The 20,410-nt window shown below is 40.1% G+C and carries 16 protein-coding genes and 1 rRNA gene; 10 read left to right on the top strand and 7 right to left on the bottom strand.

All coding sequences use genetic code 11. The features are described 5' to 3' along the window. Positions 1 to 108 precede the first annotated feature (108 nt). Positions 109 to 804, top strand: coding sequence for a RadC family protein (radC, locus tag ACWM1W_RS02605; protein ID WP_341256334.1), 696 nt, complete (start codon positions 109 to 111; stop codon positions 802 to 804). Positions 805 to 875: 71 nt separating this feature from the next. Continuing rightward, positions 876 to 1,787: a bestrophin family protein gene (locus ACWM1W_RS02600; RefSeq protein WP_461603299.1), complete on the top strand. Its 912-nt coding sequence runs from the start codon at positions 876 to 878 to the stop codon at positions 1,785 to 1,787. Positions 1,788 to 1,865: 78 nt separating this feature from the next. On the opposite strand, the gene ACWM1W_RS02595 is transcribed toward ACWM1W_RS02600, so the two are convergent. Further along, positions 1,866 to 2,717: a PHP domain-containing protein gene (locus ACWM1W_RS02595; RefSeq protein WP_375726054.1), complete on the bottom strand. Its 852-nt coding sequence runs from the start codon at positions 2,715 to 2,717 to the stop codon at positions 1,866 to 1,868. A 44-nt stretch (positions 2,718 to 2,761) separates the two neighbouring features. Here ACWM1W_RS02595 and ACWM1W_RS02590 point away from each other — a divergent pair, with 44 nt between their 5' ends. The 4 genes from ACWM1W_RS02590 to mnmC are packed head-to-tail and all read left to right on the top strand — an operon-like array spanning position 2,762 to position 6,175. Beyond that, positions 2,762 to 3,373 (top strand): septation protein IspZ, encoded by a 612-nt coding sequence (locus ACWM1W_RS02590; protein ID WP_375726055.1) that lies wholly within the window; start codon positions 2,762 to 2,764, stop codon positions 3,371 to 3,373. Between the two features lie 28 nt (positions 3,374 to 3,401). Then, positions 3,402 to 3,704, top strand: a complete 303-nt coding sequence (locus ACWM1W_RS02585; RefSeq protein WP_261635327.1) for a YciI family protein — start codon at positions 3,402 to 3,404, stop codon at positions 3,702 to 3,704. A gap of 5 nt (positions 3,705 to 3,709) precedes the next feature. Continuing rightward, a complete protein-coding gene (locus ACWM1W_RS02580) occupies positions 3,710 to 4,228 on the top strand; it encodes a hypothetical protein (protein WP_312087085.1) in 519 nt (172 codons plus the stop codon). A gap of 39 nt (positions 4,229 to 4,267) precedes the next feature. Continuing rightward, on the top strand, positions 4,268 to 6,175 hold the full coding sequence (gene mnmC / locus ACWM1W_RS02575) for a bifunctional tRNA (5-methylaminomethyl-2-thiouridine)(34)-methyltransferase MnmC2/FAD-dependent 5-carboxymethylaminomethyl-2-thiouridine(34) oxidoreductase MnmC1 (protein WP_375726056.1): 1,908 nt from the start codon (positions 4,268 to 4,270) through the stop codon (positions 6,173 to 6,175). A 148-nt stretch (positions 6,176 to 6,323) separates the two neighbouring features. Here the strand turns inward: mnmC and ACWM1W_RS02570 are convergent, their stop codons facing one another. Then, on the bottom strand, positions 6,324 to 6,638 hold the full coding sequence (locus tag ACWM1W_RS02570; protein ID WP_005233835.1) for a rhodanese-like domain-containing protein: 315 nt from the start codon (positions 6,636 to 6,638) through the stop codon (positions 6,324 to 6,326). A 91-nt stretch (positions 6,639 to 6,729) separates the two neighbouring features. On the opposite strand from ACWM1W_RS02570, the gene ACWM1W_RS02565 reads away from it, so the two are divergent. Both ACWM1W_RS02565 and ACWM1W_RS02560 read left to right on the top strand, forming a co-directional pair. Then, positions 6,730 to 7,218 (top strand): YajQ family cyclic di-GMP-binding protein, encoded by a 489-nt coding sequence (locus tag ACWM1W_RS02565; protein ID WP_004783667.1) that lies wholly within the window; start codon positions 6,730 to 6,732, stop codon positions 7,216 to 7,218. Positions 7,219 to 7,245: 27 nt separating this feature from the next. Beyond that, positions 7,246 to 7,749: a DUF4442 domain-containing protein gene (locus ACWM1W_RS02560; RefSeq protein ID WP_005233834.1), complete on the top strand. Its 504-nt coding sequence runs from the start codon at positions 7,246 to 7,248 to the stop codon at positions 7,747 to 7,749. Between the two features lie 57 nt (positions 7,750 to 7,806). On the opposite strand, the gene ACWM1W_RS02555 is transcribed toward ACWM1W_RS02560, so the two are convergent. The 3 genes from ACWM1W_RS02555 to ACWM1W_RS02545 form a co-directional block, all read right to left on the bottom strand. After that, on the bottom strand, positions 7,807 to 8,178 hold the full coding sequence (locus tag ACWM1W_RS02555; protein WP_171523022.1) for an acyl-CoA thioesterase: 372 nt from the start codon (positions 8,176 to 8,178) through the stop codon (positions 7,807 to 7,809). A 75-nt stretch (positions 8,179 to 8,253) separates the two neighbouring features. Next, complete coding sequence (trxC, locus tag ACWM1W_RS02550) at positions 8,254 to 8,688, bottom strand: thioredoxin TrxC (protein WP_262736446.1); 435 nt, start codon at positions 8,686 to 8,688, stop codon at positions 8,254 to 8,256. Further along, positions 8,689 to 9,585 (bottom strand): alpha/beta hydrolase, encoded by an 897-nt coding sequence (locus ACWM1W_RS02545; RefSeq protein ID WP_375726057.1) that lies wholly within the window; start codon positions 9,583 to 9,585, stop codon positions 8,689 to 8,691. It abuts the gene before it with no gap. Positions 9,586 to 9,710: 125 nt separating this feature from the next. Here ACWM1W_RS02545 and ACWM1W_RS02540 point away from each other — a divergent pair, with 125 nt between their 5' ends. Next, the gene (locus ACWM1W_RS02540) at positions 9,711 to 10,046 is read left to right on the top strand and encodes a protein tyrosine phosphatase family protein (protein WP_004783676.1); all 336 of its coding nucleotides are present in this window, start codon (positions 9,711 to 9,713) and stop codon (positions 10,044 to 10,046) included. 224 nt (positions 10,047 to 10,270) lie between these two features. Here ACWM1W_RS02540 and ACWM1W_RS02535 read toward each other — a convergent pair whose 3' ends face one another. Continuing rightward, positions 10,271 to 18,418, bottom strand: coding sequence for an alpha-2-macroglobulin family protein (locus ACWM1W_RS02535; protein WP_375726058.1), 8,148 nt, complete (start codon positions 18,416 to 18,418; stop codon positions 10,271 to 10,273). Positions 18,419 to 18,590: 172 nt separating this feature from the next. Here ACWM1W_RS02535 and ACWM1W_RS02530 point away from each other — a divergent pair, with 172 nt between their 5' ends. Continuing rightward, entirely contained in the window at positions 18,591 to 19,967 is a 1,377-nt protein-coding gene (locus ACWM1W_RS02530; protein ID WP_375726059.1) for a dihydrolipoyl dehydrogenase, read from the top strand. 226 nt (positions 19,968 to 20,193) lie between these two features. Here ACWM1W_RS02530 and rrf read toward each other — a convergent pair. After that, a 5S ribosomal RNA gene (gene rrf / locus ACWM1W_RS02525) occupies positions 20,194 to 20,308 on the bottom strand. Positions 20,309 to 20,410: the final 102 nt, after the last annotated feature.

The following is a 20,410-nucleotide window of genomic DNA, read 5'->3' as shown; positions in this document are numbered from 1 at the left end:
GCTTACCTTTCTGTTGCAGTGGGGCTCACAATAGCATTAAATAATTGCATTCCCAAGAGATCAGCTTCAGGGAAAATTCATAATTCATAATAAATAAGTCTAATAACTATGCAATTTTCAATCAAAAACTGGCCTGAACTGGAACGGCCGCGGGAACGTTTAATTCAATTTGGGGCAGAAAGTTTATCTGATGCGGAACTGCTGGCCATTTTTCTCCGATCAGGTTCACAACAGCATTCAGCCGTAGAATTAGCCCGGCTACTGATTCAACATTTTGGCCATTTAACTGCTTTACTCGATGCACCCTTACAGGAAGTCAGTCAGTTTCATGGTATGGGTATCAGCAAATATACCCAACTGATGGCGGTTAAAGAATTAGGACGGCGTTATACTGCCGAGCATCTTAAACAGGATGCCTTAGAACTAAGTAATTCAAAAAGACTGCGGGATTATTTACGTTTCGAATTATTGGGTGAAAATCAGGAAGTGTTCGCGGTCCTGTGTCTGGACGCCAGTTTAAGGAAAATTGCATTTAAAAAGCTGTTTTATGGCTCTGTGAATGCATGTGATATTTCAATTAATCAGTTGCTCAGGTATGCCATTACCCAACAGGCAACTTCAATTGTGATTGCGCATAATCATCCCTTGGGCCAAGCCACTCCTTCTAAGGCTGACCTGTATCTGACCCGCCAGATTCAACAGGCATGTCGACTGGTCGATATCCGTTTAATTGATCATTGTATTATTGCTCTGGAAGGCAGTTTTTCCTTTGCTGAGCAGCAACTCATCAAACCTGAAGCCTAAGGGGGAATAGCACTTGACAAAGCAGCTACAACTCAAGAAGATCATGAAAAAAATTGTGATGATTCCAATAAATGATCGTACGTGACCAGCAGGACGTTTTTAAATTATTATTTTCCTGGCGAGGAACGATTTTACCTAAGGTTCTACCTCCTTTAGGCGTGGTCATGCTGATTTCAGCCATTATTGGTGGTTTTTCACGTGTAGGTTACTTTCATTTTCCAGAACTCCCTCTCGTTGGCTTTACCCTCATCGGCGTAGTACTGTCTATCTTTCTCGGATTTAAAAATACTGCCTGTTACGACCGTTGGTGGGAAGCACGTAAACTCTGGGGTATTCTGATTGCCAATGCACGTCATTTTGACCGTGACTGCCGGATGTTGTCCCAAGGTCGTCGTGAACGTGTGATTCAGCATGTCATCGTTTTCGCAAATGTCCTGCGTGACCGTTTACGCCATCAGACAGCCAATCCGACTGAGCTGGTGGAAACCAGTGGAATGAGCCAGCAGGCGATTACCCAGCTTTATCAACAGGCCAATGCCCCGCAATATACTTTAAGTCTGATCCAGTGGGAGCTGATGCAGGCTCTCAAAGAAGGTGAAATCTCTGACATCATTTATATGCAGATGAGTAATCATGTCGCAGAACTCAGTATTGTGCAGACGGGTTGTGACCGGATTGCGACGACTCCTTTACCTTTTGCTTATTCAGTTCTGTTGAATCGTACTGTTTATTTCTTCTGTTTTATTCTGCCGTTTAGCCTTGGTGCAACCTTAGGTTTATTCACCCCTTTTCTGGTCGGCATTCTCGCTTATACCTTCCTAGGACTGGATGCTTTAAGCTCAGAAATTGAAGAGCCTTTTGGTACACAAAGCAATGACTTACCACTTGATTCTATGGTTCGTACTATTGAAATTGAACTCTTAGGAACCTTAGGTAAACCGACACCACCACCGATTCAGGCTCAAGATAATAATTTGCTTTAATAGCTTACCTCTCTTATTCAAAGAGAGAATTCCTTCACGTTGGAATGGGTAGCAGTGTTGCGACTACTGCTTAACGCATTAAACAAAACTCTCCCAGATCCCGATCTGCCCTGGTTTTAGGCTTGGGACTTGGCCCAGTTTAACCCAAGGCATATTGTCGCCATGAAAATCACTTCCGATCGAAACTTTCAAACCTTGTTCTGCAATCATCCGGTCGACCATCTGACGGGTTGAACTTGGATCAATGGCTGGCGGTAGCTCCACCGCATCTCCACCAAACTTGGCGAAGATCTCGAGAAGATAGCGAATATTGGTGGCTGATAAGTCATAACGGGTTGGATGAGCTAGCACGGCAAAGCCACCGCTGTCATGTATGACCTGAATGGTTTCTTCCAGACCCAGACCATCAAATTTGACATAAGCCTTTTTACCTTCCTTGATGTACTTATCAAAGGCCTGCTGTGGACGGGTCACAATGCCTTTTTCTACCAGCGTTTTGGCAATATGGGTTCGGGTAACCCGATCAGGAATATTGTCAACTTTGGCAATCACGTCAGCATAAATATCCTGACCTATTAAAGGAACCAGAAGATCACAGATCTGTTTAGAGCGTTCGGCACGAATGATCTTCTGCTGATTGAGGGCTTTTTGTAACGGCTCAGGATTCTGAACATTGAGTGCCACAATATGTACGCCATAATTTTTCTTGGTCGTTGGACGTGACCACTGGCTGGAAATCTCGACTCCAGAAATTATCTTAATCTCATGATTTTTGGCAGCTTCTTCAGCCAGCACTAAACCATCCATGGTGTCATGATCAGTGAGGGCCAAAGTATGGATAAGTTTGTCCGCAGCCGCTTCGACTAATTGCTGAGGACTCAAAGTTCCATCAGAAATATTACTATGTGTATGTAAATCTACGCCGTGCATCTCTATACTATGACATTTATTTGATCAGATTTAGATACTCTAACATGAAAGCACTTTTAGACTTTGTGCCACTCATTATTTTCTTTTATTTATATAAAACTGTAGATCCAAAAGACACTGACCATCAACTTTTACAATTGATCGGTTCTGCGGGGGGTGTCGACAATAACAATATTCTCGTTGCAACTACGGGTCTGATCATTTCCATGCTGGCGGTTTATGGTGCGTTATTTGTCATGCAAAAATTCCGCCTGGACAAACAGCAATGGATCGTTCTGTTTATGACGGTGATCTTCGGTGGTATTACCCTGATGCTCAGCGACGATTTCTATATCCGTCTTAAAGCTGTATTACTGAATCTGGTCTTTGCCGGCGTTTTCCTATTATCGCCATGGTTTAGCAAAGATAAGAAGCCACTCATCCAGCGTCTGTTTGGACCGGTATTCAATTTGAGTGCCAAAGGCTGGCTTAAATTAAACTATGCCTGGGTCGGTATGTTTACCCTTATGTCATTTCTGCATACTTTCTTCGCTTATTTATGGATGGATGGAAAATATTGGGGCGAATTTACTGCATTCGGTGACATGATTGTGATGTTTTCCTTTATCATTATTCAGTTTATTGTATTGCGCAAATACTTTAGAACAGCTGAATAAGTCCAACTACAAACGATAGAGAGTCATCATGCCATTATTCGTCGTTAGCTGTACCGACCAGGAAGGTACAGTTGAAAAACGCCTTGCGATTCGTCCACAACATCTTGCACGTCTGGAACAGTTAGATACTGAAGGCCGTCTGATTGTTGCAGGTGCCATGCCTAAAGATCCAGCCAATCCACAAGCCGGTTTTTATGGCAGTACCATCATCGTTGATTTTGACAGTCGTGAAGCACTGGATGCATGGTTACAGGATGAGCCATTCCTGAAAGAAGGTGTATACGCGCATATTGATGTGAAACCATTTAACAAAGCATTTCCTAAAGGATAAGGTTCATGCGCGCTGTTACCGCCAGTTTCATTGGCTTTTGTTTCATGATTCCTTCTGCCTGGGCTGTTGAAGTTTCTGCTCCAGCTGCCCCGGCTACACAGCCAGCAGCTACTCTTGTTCAAGCTGTTACCACGCAAGCACCTGCTCAGGGCACTTCTGCACAGCAGGCTGGAATTATTCCAGCAGTTGCGACAACTGTTCAGACTGTTCAGCCGACTGAGAAAAAGCCGCTCACTGCAGAAGAAATTGCCAAGCAGAAAGCCCAGCAAGATGCCAAAGTCAAAGCTTTAGTCAAAGATCAGGCAACGCGTCTACAGCAACTGGAAAAAGCCAATCTGGAAGCCCTGTCACAAAATCAGGAATTGCAGCTCAAGAACGACAATCTCGGGGTTCAGGTACAGGTCCTGCAAAGTGAACGTAGTGCCCAGATGTTTCTCTACGGTGCTGCAACTTTGGCAGTCGGTGTATTACTTGGCTTTTTGATTGCGAGCTATGTTTATACCAAACGTCGCCGTCAGTGGTAATCTATAAACCTTCCAAATATCTTTAAGGTTGTACCCGTTTTGTCGTATGCAATTCAAACTGCCGATCTGGATTGGCAATTAGTGGATGGCATTGATGTGCCTGTGTCCAAGCAATTTGGTGATGTGTATTTTTCCAAAGACAATGGATTGCTGGAAACCCGGCATGTCTTTTTAAATGGTAATGACCTTAGTACCCGCCTGGCCGATTTAAAATCTTTTGCATATTTCTGTGTCGGTGAAACGGGTTTTGGTACGGGTTTAAATATTCTGGCTTTGTGGCAGCTGTGGCAACAGCTTCGTCCAGATAATCAAAGTCATCTGCATGCAATTTCAGTAGAAAAATTTCCGCTTTCTAAAGCAGATCTAGTTCGCGCCTTAAATGCTTGGCCAGAATTGAAACCACTAGCAGATCAACTCATTTCCCAATATCCAATGCCGATTGCCGGTTGTCATCGTCTCAGCTTTCCTGAAGAGCGTTTCAGTCTGGATCTGTGGCTGGGAGATGCACATGATGTCTTTCCTGTCATTGAAAAAACTGCACCTGTTAACGCCTGGTTTCTGGATGGCTTCGCACCATCATGTAATCCAGACATGTGGGAAGAAAATGTTTTAAATAACATTGTGCGTTTATCCGAGATCGGAACAACTTTTGCTTCTTTCAGTGTTGCGGGTGTCTTAAAGCGTGGTTTAAAACGACATGGAATCTCCATTTCCCGTCCACGTGGATTTGGCCATAAACGTGAGATGCTGAAAGCGATCTGGAATCCTGTTGAAGAAAATAAAGACAGTGAAACGGCTTTAGAGCTGGAAATTGCTCAAAAAAAAACTGAACCAGATCTAGAGAGTCCTACCAGACCTCGTCAAATCGCTGTGATTGGCGCTGGAATCGCAGGTTTAAGTACGGCATTGGCATTCGCTCAGCGTGGTCATCAAGTCACGATTTACGACCAGTCAGCGCCTCTTTCAGGCGGTTCCGGTAATCCCCTTGCCCTGCTTAATCCTAAACTGTGTCCAGTTGAGCAAAGTGCTGAACATCTGATGACGGTGGCCTGGCAGCATGCCTTAAATCATTATCAGAAATTTAAAGCTTTTCGCTCAATTCAGGTCAATCAGCTTGCCTTAAAAAATCCTGAACAGCTTTTAGGATTGGTAGATGAATATCCCGCAGACATTCTTGCTGCTCAAAGTGCAGCAGACCAAGAGATTCAAACTGAATTTCCAGCTTTAAAACTATTAGCAGCGGGCGCAGTTTCACCCCATCAACTGCGTGATGAAATTTTGCAGCATCCTCTTATTCAGTATAAACAAGCCCAAATTAGTCATATTGAGGCTGCTGAACAACCTGAGCTATTTGCAGATCAGCAATCCTTAGGCAAGTTTGATCACATCATTGTATGTACTGCACGTGATACCCAGCAATTTTTTGAAAATTATCCAGTCCTGAAACCGATTCGCGGACAGGTCAGCTGGGTCAATAATCAAGATCAGCCCTTAAATCAGGATACAGCCTATAGTTACGGCGGTTACTGTATGCAGCTCAATCTCGAACAACTGATTTTGGGTGCTTCATTCTATCCAGGCCGGGATGATGCAGAAGTCTTAATAGAAGATCATGTGCATAATTATGAACTTATCCACAGTGTCTTTCCTGAATATGCACAGTTATTACCCTCTACCGAAACCTGGCAAGGTCGAGCAGCGGTACGCGCACAGAGTCAGGATTATTTTCCTTTACTCGGAAAAATGAAAGCAGATGAAGAGATTTACAGTTTTGCAGGTCTCGGCTCTAAAGGTTTTCTGTTTGCACCACTGTGTAGTGAAATTCTGGCTGCCCAGATTTTAGGAGAAGCCTGTCCCGCACCTTCGAACTTGGTAAAGAAACTCGACGTGACACGTTTTCAAAAGAAGGTAAAAGCCAAGAAGCCTTATTTTAAGCCTCAAGATTAAAGAGCCTTCCCTTTAATAAAGGGAGAGGAACACTGTTCCGCAAGGGAGAGATTTTAGAAAGAGTTTAACCCCCTCTTTAAAAAAAGGGGCTTTGAAGAAATCTAGACAACAAAAAAGCGCCTGACGGCGCTTTTTTTCACAAGGTCAATTATGCGCCTTGTTCCAGTGGCATACCTGCATCACGAGCAGCACGAGTACCACCCATCAGGATGACATATTCACGTGAGCTGTCAAAACCTTCTAATTTTTCAGCTGCACGCGGAGCTTTACTCCCACCACCACATAAAATGTAAATCGGTTGATCCGCTGACACCTGAGTCAGGCTATCTGCTGAAAGATCGTTAATGGGCTGATTGACCGCCCCTTTCACGTGTGCTTCAGCATAAGCACTTGCATCTCGTACATCCCAGATTACAGCATTTTCTGGGAACTCAAATGTTGTAATTTCTTGTTTACGGATCATTGCGCACTCCTTTGATGTAAACAACACTTGGCAAATGAAGAAAACATCCCTAGCATCTCAGATATTCTTTCCCTTTGTAAAGGTCTAAACTATGCCTTCTTTCGATATTGTTTCTGAATTAGAAATTTTTGAAGTAAATCATGCAGTTCAAAATACCCAAAAAGAGATTGCAACCCGCTTCGATTTCCGTGGACAGGATGTTTCTATTGAACTGAATGAAAAAAACAAGGAAATTAAAATTAGCACAGAAAGTGATTTCCAATGTGAGCAAGTGTATACCATGCTGGAAAACCATTTCTTCAAGCGTAAAGTGGATATTCAGGCACTAGATCCACAAAAAATGACCGCTTCAGGCAAAAATGTAGTTCAAGTGATCAAGCTTAAAGATGGCCTTGACTCAGATACAGCAAAAAAAATTAATAAGGCCATTAAAGAAAGCGGTATTAAAGTGCAATCTTCTATTCAGGGCGACAAGATTCGTGTGACTGATAAAAAACGCGATACCTTGCAACAAGTGATGGCATTCCTGAAAGAACAACAATTCGGTCTGCCTTTACAGTTCAACAACTTTAAAGACTAAGATATCTCAACGTCTGTAGATAGAATTATGACAAAGAGCAACCGACTGACCAAACTGGTCAAAGCGACATCAAGATTACCGCAAGGTATGCGTACTGCTTTATTGAGTAAGACCTTTGGCCGAGTGGTTCCAATGGTTGGCTCTGCCAAGATTCGCTATCAGGAAGTCAGTGCATCCAAAGTTGTGGTGAGTATGGCCAATCATAAGGCCATGCAGAACCATATCGGTCAGATTCATGCCTGTGCCATGGCACTGTTGGCAGAAACAGCAACCGGCTTTGTGACTGCAATGAATGTACCTGACAGCGCAGTGGTTTTGATTAAAAGCCTAAAAGTAGACTTTAAGCGTCCAACTAAAGGCGCCATGACTGCAGTAGCTACTTTAACTCCTGAACAACAAGAACTCATGCAGAGTTCAGAAAAAGGTGAAACGCTAGTACAAGTAATCGTAACTGATGAATCTGGTGAAGCACCGATTCAATGCGAGATGCTCTGGGCCTGGATTGCCAAGAATCAATTGAAGCCAGCCTAATTTCAATACAGACAAAAAAATCCCAGATCATATATCTGGGATTTTTTATTTAATGAATTATGAGTTCTGCTGAGATTCTGCAAATTTCTGTTTTGCTTCATCCGGAATTGGACGTTTATTGCCTTTGACATCCACTGCGACAAAGGTAAATACCCCTTCAGTCACGCGTACAGGTGCACGTGAGTTATCATGACTGTCCCATACTTCGATTTGCATCTGGATTGAGGTATTACCAACTTTTAGAATTTTGGTATAGCAGCTAATGACATCGCCGACTTTCACAGGAACCAGGAAGGTCATCTGGTTAATCGAAATCGTTGCACAGCGTCCTTTACTAAAGCGCTCTGCATGAATTGCTCCCGCCAAGTCCATTTGTGAAACAATCCAGCCACCAAATACATCTCCACTCCAGTTGGTATCCGCAGGCATTGCAATCGTCTGCAGGGAAAGTACTCCCTCTGGTTTAATATGAGAATCTGTCACTTGAACTCCAGGCTTTTTAAATTAGGATTGAGCATTATTTAACTGCTGATCAAGCCACTTTTGTAGTTCGCTTGAACGTAATGCACCGCTTATTCTAGCAATTTCATTGGTTTTATTCATCAAAACCAGCGTCGGAATACTACGCACATTAAATGCTGAACTTAATCGCGGATTGGCTTCGGTATCAATTTTAGCAAATACCACCCGTGGATTTTCTCTTGCTACAGCAGCAAAATGCGGTGCCATCATTTTACATGGACCACACCAGTCTGCCCATAGATCAATCAGGATGGGAAGATCACTATGGGTGACAAACTGACTAAAGTTCTGTTCATTTAGCTCAATCGGCGCCAGTGGAACCAAAGCCTGATGACACTGACCACATGCTGGATCGGCCGTTAATTTTTCTTCTGGCACACGATTTTTAGCTTGGCAATTCGGGCATACAATGATCATCTAGCGCACTCCAATATGTTGATGTAAGAATTCTAATTGGGTCGAGACTGCTTTTTCAAACCATTCACCATGATAAATATCAAAATGCCGCATATTCCACTCATGATATTGTACAAATGGTGCAATATTGGTTGCGGTTTCCCGGCTAGCTTCAATGGGAATCAGGCTGTCTTGTTTTGCTGCGATAAACAGGACAGGAATAGTGATTTTGCGGACTTGCTGAATAGGACGGTAACGCATCAATTTAAAGAATACCCGGGCTGGGATATGGCCACTCCAGTAATAATCTGGATTCACAATGGATAGATACCCTTCATAACTGTCTTGTGTCGGCATAAAACAGAGTTCATTACGATCAACCACCAGCAAGGTCTTGGGCGCCATTCCGACCTTTGCTCCCATATAATCTTGACTGGAAATCTTCAGGGCTTTAGGCAATTGCTGCAAAGGATAAAGCTTTGCACTTTCTGCACCATCAACAAAGGGGACCTGTACCATTACCGCCTGAATATTTTTTAGTTCTGCGGCCAATGTCAGTACATGCCCGCCACCCAATGCTGTTCCCCATAACACAATCCGTTTAGCATCAATCGATTTACGTGCCTGCAAATGCTGGATCATGGTACGCCAGTCTTCAAGCTGAGCACCGATCGACACCAATTCACGCGGACGCCCGGTACTGCCTCCCCAATAGCGATAATCAAACAGAACCACCGCATAACCTGCACTGGCAAAACGTTGGGCATATTGCACCAGTTTAAAATGACGTAAAGCAGCCAGGCCATGAGCCATCAGGATCACAGCTGGTTTGTCAATCTGTTGAGGACGATAGAAATCCGCAGCAATCACTTCCTGACCGCTCTTGACATACAGTGGTTCGACTGTATAGGCGTACATACGCGCTCCATTGCGTTATTTTATAGTTGTAATCGTTTATAAATTTTTCAGAACTAGGCCATCATGTTTTCAGCTTAATGCTATCATAAAGCATATCAAGATAAATGACATAATGGAGTGACATCATGAGCGAAAATGTAGGCTTTGCTGGCCAAATTGGTCCTGAACATATCTCTCAAGTAGTTGAAAAAGGTTTTAAATCAATTATCAATAACCGTCCGGATATGGAAGGTGGCCCTGAACAGCCAACCAGCGTACAAATTGAGGAGGCTGCTCGTAGTGCAGGTCTGGATTATGTCTTCCAGCCAGTAGTTGCTGGCCAGATTACCGAGCTTGATGTGCGCACCTTTGCCAACCATTATAACGAATTACCAAAACCGATCTTGATGTTCTGCCGTACAGGAAATCGCTCCAATAATTTATATCAGCTGGCGAAACAGATGGACTTGCTGGATGACTAAGGTATTTGGGGAAATGTACTTTTAGTCAACATCTCCTTTTAGTTTCAGAGATCGGCGTATGTATAAATTCTTACTGGTTATATGTTGCAGTCTTGCATTGATGGGTTGTAGTTCAATTAATTTTAAGCCTACTGTGGGTGTCAGTGTGGGAACTTCTATTTAATTTTTTGAATTTTAGCTCCTATAAAAAAAAACAGCGCCGAAGCGCTGTTTTTTTAGTTAGATCAATTAATACAAGTCGTATATGGACTTACACGGTTCGGAGCATAACTTCCATCAGTCGCATAATCACTAGCTAAACTTGGTAATGTTAATGTTGTATAGCCTCTCGTTGGTGTATGTGCAAGTGTTGTTTTCGCACCAACCTCTACAGATACCCATTGTGCATTAGCTTTCGGATATTCAATAATGAAATCAAATCTACCCGTGCTATCTGTACGATAGGTCGCAGTATATGGATGAGTTGTACTATTATTTGCTGTCCCACCTAGGAAGCGAACCACACGTAATGCCTGACCATTAGCTGCCCAAGTTGAAGTATTTGCATTAATTGGACATGTAGTTGTCAAATTCTGCATTAATGTCTGTGACGGTGTAAAATTCAACAGTGGATAGTAATAGTCATTTGGTTTAATCCAACCTTTCAAGTTTGTGAATGGATAAACTGCATCCAATTCTTTTACATCTTCTGTCTTAGGTGTCCCATCAGGATTAGTTAGAGGATTACCACTTGCATCTAAAACAGGTTTAGTCACGACTTTCCATGGATTTTTTTGAATACCAAACATCCATTCACCGATGACATAAGAAGTTGGACGAACATCCAGAACAACATCCTGATTTGCAACAGGTTTACCATCAACATCAACTAATTGAACAGAACCTTCTTTTTGATAATAAACCCCATTAGCTGTTGATGTAATCTCTGTTGGGTTAAAGTTAACAGCAATAGAACCAACAGTTACTGGCACTTCTGAATTTACAACATCAATACGATGAGGTACACGTCGTTCTGTATTTTGTTCATCCTTAACAATAGCCTCTACACGTAGGTCAGCAGTAGCAAAGTCATAGTTTCGATCACGCAAGCTTTCATCAATAACAATTGTAAATTTTGCCCAACCATTCTCATCACTTTCTACAGTTGATGCACCACGAATATAAGCACCATTTTGACTGTATGCTGGGATTGTTAAAGTTACTGCTTTTCCAGTTTGACTTGATCCTTCTAAGTCTACTACTAATACAGACACTTCAACACTATCGCCTCTTAGATTCAATTTATCTTTAGATGACTTGATTTTTAAATCTAATGTTGGTGCTAGAACTGTTGGTGAATGGACTTGAATACTACCAGGTTGAGTTACTATAGCACCTGTTGCAGTGGTATGTGTTGCTGTTAATTCAATTGGTAGAACAGGAGTTGATAATATTCCCTGTAATGATTTCATTGATACTTCAAATACAGCTTCACCAAACTCATTTGTTGTAATTTGTGAAGAACCATTAATACTCGTAGCATTACGTGGGTCATTAATCGCTAAAGTTACAGTTTCATTGGCAACCCCACCTTGATTCGCATCAAGAAGTTTAACTGTTACAAATGCACTATCACCTGATGATGATAAAGATACTCGACTGCTATCTATCGTCAAGTGATAAGGATTACTAATATCTTGAACAGTAAAAGTCAGATCCGTCTGAAGTTTATTACCACGTGGATCACGAATAGTACCCGTAACCATAATAGAGCTTAATACTGTTTTTGTAATACCTTTTGGCACAATCAAGTCAATAGGAACTGAACCGTTTCCTTGTATCACCACTCCTTCAGCACTCAGCTTAATACCTGCAGCTATCGCTTCTGGATTCAGAGTTAATTGCATTGGTGTACCATTAGCAGTATTAATCCCCATTTCATCTTTAACAGCTGCATACACTTTAATTGTTTGCCCAGCTGTCACTGTTTTTACATCTGAGGTTAAACGCGGATTTAAAGCATTTGCTGGAGCGGTGATACCAATTACACTTGTTTGCTGTAAACGATCGCCATTATTTAAGTTCGTACCAACTACTGCAAAGACAATACCATTTTTGATCAAACTAGCATCATATGCGCCCTCAGAAACGGTAACCGTAAATTCAGCTTCACCCTTACTGTTAGTTTGAGTTGGTACATTGCTTAATGTCACACGACTAGAAGTTAAACTAGATAGTGCAACTGCGATAGGCGTGTTTGGAATTGTATTACCAGCTTTATCAACTGCTTTAATTTTGACGCGTGTTTCACCACCAAGAACAGAAATTGTATCTAATGGCTTATCATCTACTGTCGTAAAGATAAGATTCGCTAATTCAGGTAAAATAACCTTAGCTTTATCTAACTCAATTTTACGAACCAGCGTATATTCAGAACCATCCGCACGTCGTGCAGTTGCTGTAAATTCAAGATCATTTGCAGCCAAGTTTTCAATTTCTGTATCACTTTGAGGATTGAGTGTCACTCTAAATGTTGCAAGACCTTTGTCATCTGTCATGACTTGAGATGGCGTGTTGAAACTTACACCATTACTTAAAGCAGCTTCATTTAAACCTAGTGACACGACTTGATTTGCAAGTGCATTACCTTGTGTATCTTTCGCATTAATTGTCACCTGAATCGTCTTAGGTGTATTCACACCCAATGTAACAACATAATCAGATGCATCTAAGGTAAAGTAATCTAGAATCTGCCCGGCATTTGGCGATTTAAAGTTCAAGGTTTGAACAGCAGCTTTACCATTGCTGGTGGTCGCCGTGATACGAACACCTGGACTCACCAGCTTAATCTGCTCTTGAGTACTTGCTGCTTTATATTCAAACTCAAAATAAGCGTAACCATTGGCATCAGTAAGCTTAGTTGCTTCACCTGTTAAAGTGAATTGTGCTGTTTTTAACTGCGCTAGGGTTAAATCCGGTGTATCAATCGTAACTTTTGCACCCTGTAAAGCACCCTTATCAGCAGATAACGCTTTTACTGGAATAATGATTTTTTGATCTTTTGAATAATCAAATGCTTGCAGAATTGGATCAATTAAAACTTCTGCAGGTGTAGACTCAACAACAGGAGCTCTTAAGTCAATACGGCGATAAGCTTCATAATTCGAACCATCAGCACGTTTAGCTGTTAATGTAACCTGTAAATCACCAGTCACATCATCAATCAGCTTTTGCACTTCCGCTTTATTACGTGGCAATGCCTTAAAGGTAAAGGTTACATATCCATCAGCATCCGTTTTTTGCGTAAAGGTTTGTGCACCAACATTCGCACCTGTTGGATCAAGTAAATAAACACCATTATTATGTGCTTGTTCATTATAGCTGATCGTTACATCTTGATTAGCAAGTGCTTTACCACCCACATTGATTGCACGTACCTTAACAGTAATATCAGTTTGTACGTTTTCTTCAATCGCAGCATAACCATTTGTATCAATAGAAATATAATCTAATGCTTCTGAAGTTAAAGACTCTCTAAAGTTCAATTTTGTCGTCTGTGTTTTTCCATTTGCAGTTGCAGTAACAGTTACACCATTTAAGATCTCACGCTGTACTGTAGATTCTGCATATTTATATTCAAATACAAATGTCGCATAGCCGTCATCACCAGTAAACTGTTCAGCTGCTCCATCTAAACTAAAGTTGAGTTGTGCTAATTTCGCTTGAATATCAGTTGTGATTGCAACTTTTTCATTTTTCAGCGTACTGCCAGCAGCATCTAATGCTTTAACGCGTACTTGAATCGTATGATCTTGAGTATAGTCAAATGAATTTGAGATTGGATCAATAACTAAAGTCTCAACTTTAGATTCAACTTGCTCTTCGGCTTGTACTAATTCAACTTTACGTTGAGCTTGACGAACAGATCCATCAGCAACTGCAGATGAGACTTTTACTGTTACGCCATTTGTCAATAATGCTTCTAATTCCTGTTGGTTCTTTGGATGCACACTGAATTCAAATTTTGCATAACCTTCTGCATCAGTTGCTACTGATGAAGCTGTAAGAAGATTAATACCATTTTCATTGGTCAATTCAATCTGAACATTTTGATTTGCCAAAACTGAACCATCAGTACCTTTTGCAAGCACTGATAATACAACTTTAGTTTCTACATCCGTATCAATGACAGCTTTACCAATCATATCAATGACAAGATAATCAAGCGTATTAGTTTGAGTTTCCGCAAAGTTAATAACTGTGCGCTGCTCTTTACCATTTGCAGTCGCCAATAACGCTACACCTTTCAATGCAAGGGTTTTTTGCTCTGTAGATTTTGCATCGTAGTTATAGCTAAATTCGAAGACAGCATAGCCTTGATCATCGGTATATTGCTCAGCAGCACCATTTAAACTCAAATTGAGTTTCGCTAATTCTGCACCTGAGATGTTTTCAGGACGCAATGTGATTTTTTCATTACGTAATGCGCTACCATCTTCACCAATCGCCTTCACTCGTACCGCAATGGTATGATTTTTACTGTAGTCATAAACACTAATTGGATCAATGATCAGGTAATCAACTTCACTTGGTGCTTCTGCTTCTGACTTATAAAGTTCAACTTTTCTTGATACTTTGTATGCAGAACCATCTACACGCTGTGCAGATAAACGAACATTCAAACCAGATGCAAGCAATGCCTCTAATTCAGATGCATTTTCTGGTGCAATGTTGACTTTAAATGTGGCTTGTCCTTGTGCATTGGTCACAACTTCTGTCGCAGAATTAAATGAAATACCACTATTGGTTTCTGTTTCATTCAATTCAATTTTCACAGTCTGGTCTTTTAATGCCTGACCATTTGTTGCCAATGCAGTTGCTGTAATCGTCACTTCTGTTGGTTTATCGGTTGAGATAACTGCACGACCACCTGTAGATACCACTAAATAATCAAGATTGATTTCTTGTTCATTTGCAGGTGCTTTAAAGTTAATAATCGTATTATTCGTCTTTCCATTAGCAGTTGCTTTAATTTCAAAACCATTTAGCAGTTTCTTTTGTGCAGGAGACTGTGCATTGTATTTATAGTCAAATGTGAATGTCACGTAACCATAATCATCAGTCAGTTTCGTCGCATCGCCAACAAGACTTAAATTCAGATCAGCTAACTCTTGTGCACTAAGGGCTGTCGTTAAGCTCACTTTTTCATTACGTAAAGACTGACCAGCTTGACCAATCGCTTTCACGCGTACTTGAATTGTTTGGTCTTTTGTATAGTCATATGCTGCTTGTAACGGATCGATTAGTAGTGAAGATACTTGCGATGCTTGCTCTTGCTCAATAAGCTTAATCGTTCTTAGCGTTGTATATTCAGAACCATCTTTTGCAGTTGCTTTAACAGCGACTGTTACACCACTCGCAAGCAACGCATTCAGTTCATCTTTATTCTTTGGTTTCGCATTTAAAACGAACTCAGCATTACCTAATGCATCTGTAACTAGGTTATTAGAGGTCGCATACGTTACGCCATTTGAAACTGCAGTATTATCAATACCAATACTAATACGTTGGTTAGCTAAAACCTTACCATCTGTACCCATTGCCTTGACACGGATCTTGATCGGTGTATCTGTAGTGGTCGAAATTAAGGCTTGTCCATCTGTATCGACAGTAAAGAAACTTAAGTCGATACTATCGCTCGGAGCCTTAAAGTTAATGCGAATATTACTGACCTTACCATTTGCCAAAGCATTGAAAGTAAGACCTTTTTTCGCAAGTTCTTCTTGTTCATGCGTTTCGTTATACTGGTAACTAAGTTTAAACGTTGCATAACCTAATGCATCAGTGATTTGTTCTGCTTGGGTCGTAAAACTTAAGCCTAACTGCTGCATCTGCTGATTAGTTAGGGCAGATTTTAACTGAATTTTTTCTTTTGCTAATGGGCTTCCATTGACATCTAATGCTTTTACACGAACGGTAATTTCTTGATTTTGCGTATAGTCAAAGCGGGTTAAGATTGGATCTACCATGAGGTAATCCACTTGACTCGTTCCAGTGTCAATAATCGAGTTTGAAACTAAATCAATTTTACGAGTAACTGAATGCTTAGAACCATCATTACGATAAGACACTACTGCAACAGTTAGTCCTTTTTCAATCAAGGTATTTAATTCAGTCAAATTACGTGCTGCAACTTTTAATTTAAATTCAACTTTACCTTGTGCATCCGATACAAGCTTAGTTGCCGTGGCATATGAAACACCATTTGACATCGCAGTTTCATCAATACCAATAGCTAATTCTTGATTAGCAAGAACTCCACCATCAACACCAAAGGCTTGCGTACGTACTACAATTTCAGTTTGTTGATTAAGTGCAATTTGAGCTAAACCATCAGTATCTAAAGTAAAGTAATCAAGGCTGACTTTGTCACTGACACTCTTTGTATTGAAGTTAACTTTAATCGTTTGAGTCTTTTGATTAGATAATGCCGTGGATGTAAAAGTAATCCCTTGCTTAGCTAACGCTTGCTGTTCTGCAGATTTATTATATTGATACTTATAAACAAACTCTGCATAACCATTTGCATCTGTTAAAACTTCAGCAGCTGTACTTAAACTTAAACTCAACTTATTCAGCTGATCATCTGAAAGTAAAGATTTAATTGATACTTTTTCATCTTTAAGAGGGCCACCTTTTTCACCAATTGCTTTTACTTTAATTGTAATGTCTTGGTTCTTGGTAGGATCAAAGTTTTCATTAATTGGATCAATTAAGAGATACTTAACTGCTTCAGTTGCAACAGCCTTATCTTCAACAACAATTTTAATATTATTGCTAATACCGTTATCTGTTGTAAACGTCGCTGTGATCCCTGAAGCCTTTAATGCTTCTACAGCTGCTGCTGTTTGCGATGCTGGTGTTTTAATTCTGAAAGTGACATAACCCTCTGCGCCGACAGACTGACTTTCATTTAAATCAAAGTTAACACCATCACTACTGCCTTCTAACTTAACAGCATTTGCTACAGCTTCGCTATTCAAGGTAAGTTTGATTTTACCTTTTTTCGCAGCATGTCCATTGTTCGCAATCGCTTTGACCTTAATTTCAACACTGTCAGACATTGCATTGATTTTATAAGATGAAGCGATTTCTAGACGTTGAATAGCTTCTTGATCGGTTGCACTATCATCTGCAGTAATGACATCAACAGTAATGGTCGCGAATTTCTCAGGGTTCTCTAGGAAAGTTGCTTTAAGTTCAATCCCTTCATCCTTCAAAGCAAGTGGTGTATCAGAATTACTTTTTAGGATAAATTCCGCATAACCTTGTGCATTTGTAATGGCTTCAGTTTTATCCAAGGTCACACCACGACCAGATTGATTGGTCTCCAGGCGAACTTTTTTACCTGCTAAATCTTGTTTATTGGAATTTTTGGCATATACACGAATACGTGCTTCGCCATTTTTTGCAGCAATCGGTGCATCAGGCTTAATAATTTCAAGTTTATCGACAATTGTTGCAATATCTTTAAATGTTAGAGACGTAGTTGCTTGCTTTTCTGCACGATGCTCATCAATGAGTTTAAAGTTTAGTGTTTTAGATGTATCTACAAGCTGTTGAATTTGTGCCGCAGTTAAATTTTTATTTGCTACAAGTTTAAAATTTGCTTTACCTTCACTATCTGTCTGTACAGATGATCCGTTGCTAATTACAAACAATCCTTGTAACTCAGCAGGTAAAGACAATTCAACGGTTTGTCCTGACTTAGAACCACCTTTTGGATCAGTCACTTGGACAAAAAATTCAACTGTCCCATTTGGTAAATCAATCGTAAGGCCTTGTGGCACATCTAGAGTATAATCACTAACAATTACACTAGATTTTTTAATATTAAGGGTATATACCTGTTTAACTTGTGTGCCATCTACAGTTGCAGTTAATTGTACTTTACCAGATTCAATATTAATTGAAGGAATTTTAAGCTCAAAAATAGCAATACCATCTTCAGCTGTAGCAACTAAGGAACTTTTACTTGTTACACCTAATTTATCTGAATCATTAATCGCTAATCGTACATTTTTGCTAGAAATTCCACCTTTATCTGCATTTAAGACCTGAACAGCAATTTGTACAGTTGAATTATCTACAACCTGAACAATATTTTGGCCACTCGAATCTTGCAAATTAATATTCAAGCTTTCTGGAACTTGAGCTGTATTATCTGTAGATTCATTGCCGCCTCCATTATTTCCTCCTGTATTTGGTTGACTATTATTGTCATTATTATAGTAACCGTCACTCCCCCCCCCGCCACATGCAACTAAAGAAATCGATGTTGCTAAAACAGTCGTGTTAACCCCTAATTTTTTTAAATTTATAAACAAACTCATGTTTTTTCCCACTGCATATAATAGTTAAGCTGCCATAAAAGTTAATCTTCTGGCTTTTACACAAAATTTACTCAAAATATCAAAAATAAGCAATCTAGTTACATAATTTACATCAGAAACATTGTAAATCATGCATATAAATATTCATGTTCTGAGAATTGGTAAGCAATTTATGTATGACATTATTATTATCGGTGCAGGCACAGCAGGAATTAGTGCTTATAAAGAAGCTATTAAATATACCCAAAATATTTTAATTATTAATGCTGGTTCATGGGAGACTACATGTGCTCGTGTAGGCTGTATGCCGAGCAAGCTTCTAATTTCTTCTGCTAATCGTATGCATGAGATTAAAACTGCAGAAAATTTCGGATTAAAACATGAGGCAGTAATAAATACTTCAGTTGTTATGGAGCGCTTACATAAGCTTCGTGATCATTATATTCGGGCCACTTTAAAAGAAGTAGAACAATGGGATTCAACTCATAAAGTATCAGGGCATGCCAAATTTACTAATGCTCAAACAGTCCAAGTAGAGGGAAAATCTTATCAAGCTAAAAGTTTTATTATTGCAGTAGGCTCTCGACCAAATTTTGATGGCACCTTAAAAAATGAACTAGGCGATAAACTCCTGACTTCTGATGAAATCTTTGAGCTTTCACATTTACCTAAATCCTTAGCAGTGATTGGTAGTGGCGTCATTGCAATTGAATTGGTTCAAGCCATGCAACGTTTAGGGGTACGTACTACTATGTTTGCTCGTAGTCAGAAAATAGGTGCACTCACCAGTCCAACTTTACAAGCTTTGGTTAGAGAGCAACTAAATAACGAGCTGGATATCAAATTTAAAACCCTACCAAATCAAGTCAAACTCCTTAATGATCAGGTAAAAATTGACTATATAGAGAATGATCAAAAGCAAAGTATTGAAGTAGATTATGTACTCTTAGCCACTGGACGTAGTTCTAATTTAGATCGATTAGATTTGGAAAAAATTAATTCTGAATTTCAAGAGGTTAAAAAGCTACCTATTAATAAAAAAACCAAGCAATTAGCAAATTTCCCTATTTTTATTGTTGGAGATGCAGCCCCTGATGCCCCAATTCAACATGAAGCTGCTCACAATGGTAAAGAAGTAGTCCAAAACTGCTTAAATTTTCCAGATGTTCAACCTATTTCTACCCTAACTCCTTTGGCAATCGTATTTAGCCAACCAGAAATGGCGATTATTGGTCAAAGTTTCAAACAGCTAGAAGAGAAAAATACGGAATATATTAGAGGTTTTGTTTCTTACGAAAGACAGGGACGCGCATTAATCCTTGCAGAAAATAAAGGCGGAGCTGAAGTATATATAGATAAAAAGTCAGGAAAATTATTAGGTGCTGAATTATTCTGCCCTCAAGCCGAACATCTAGCACACATGCTAGCCTGGATGATTGATGCAGAGCAAGATATTCATCAGATTCTGGCAAAACCTTACTATCATCCGACTTTAGAAGAAGGACTAAGAACAGCATTTAAACATGCTCGTCGTCAGCTTGATCAATAGGAAATAATTGAAAATTCTTAAATATATTAAAGAAGTATTAATAGATAAAATTTAATTACTTCAAACAATATGGTGCAGCTAATAGCTCTGAAGTTTTGGCTGCTCCTTATTACTCCTTAACTCATTTTTTAGATCAGAAAATATCAATAGAAAAAGTTGTAACTATTTAAACCCCACGCATAAAAAAAAGCCCCCTGCGTAAGCAGAGGGCTTTTTAGGAATAATGAGCTGGCGATGACTTACTCTCACATGGGAAACCCCACACTACCATCAGCGCTAAGAGGTTTCACTTCTGAGTTCGGGAAGGGATCAGGTGGTTCACTCTTGCTATGGTCGCCAGCACAACTGTTTATGGATACTTGCTTTGGTCTTATGTCTCACTTTTCAGTGTATGCCAATGCTTTTTCCAAATGAGTTATTAACAGAATATCTGAGTTCTTGCG

This window comes from Acinetobacter sp. TW_SC_4 (assembly GCF_054861205.1).
The sequence above is the reverse complement of the archived record's forward strand: the minus strand, read 5'-3'. Positions and strand labels throughout refer to the sequence as shown.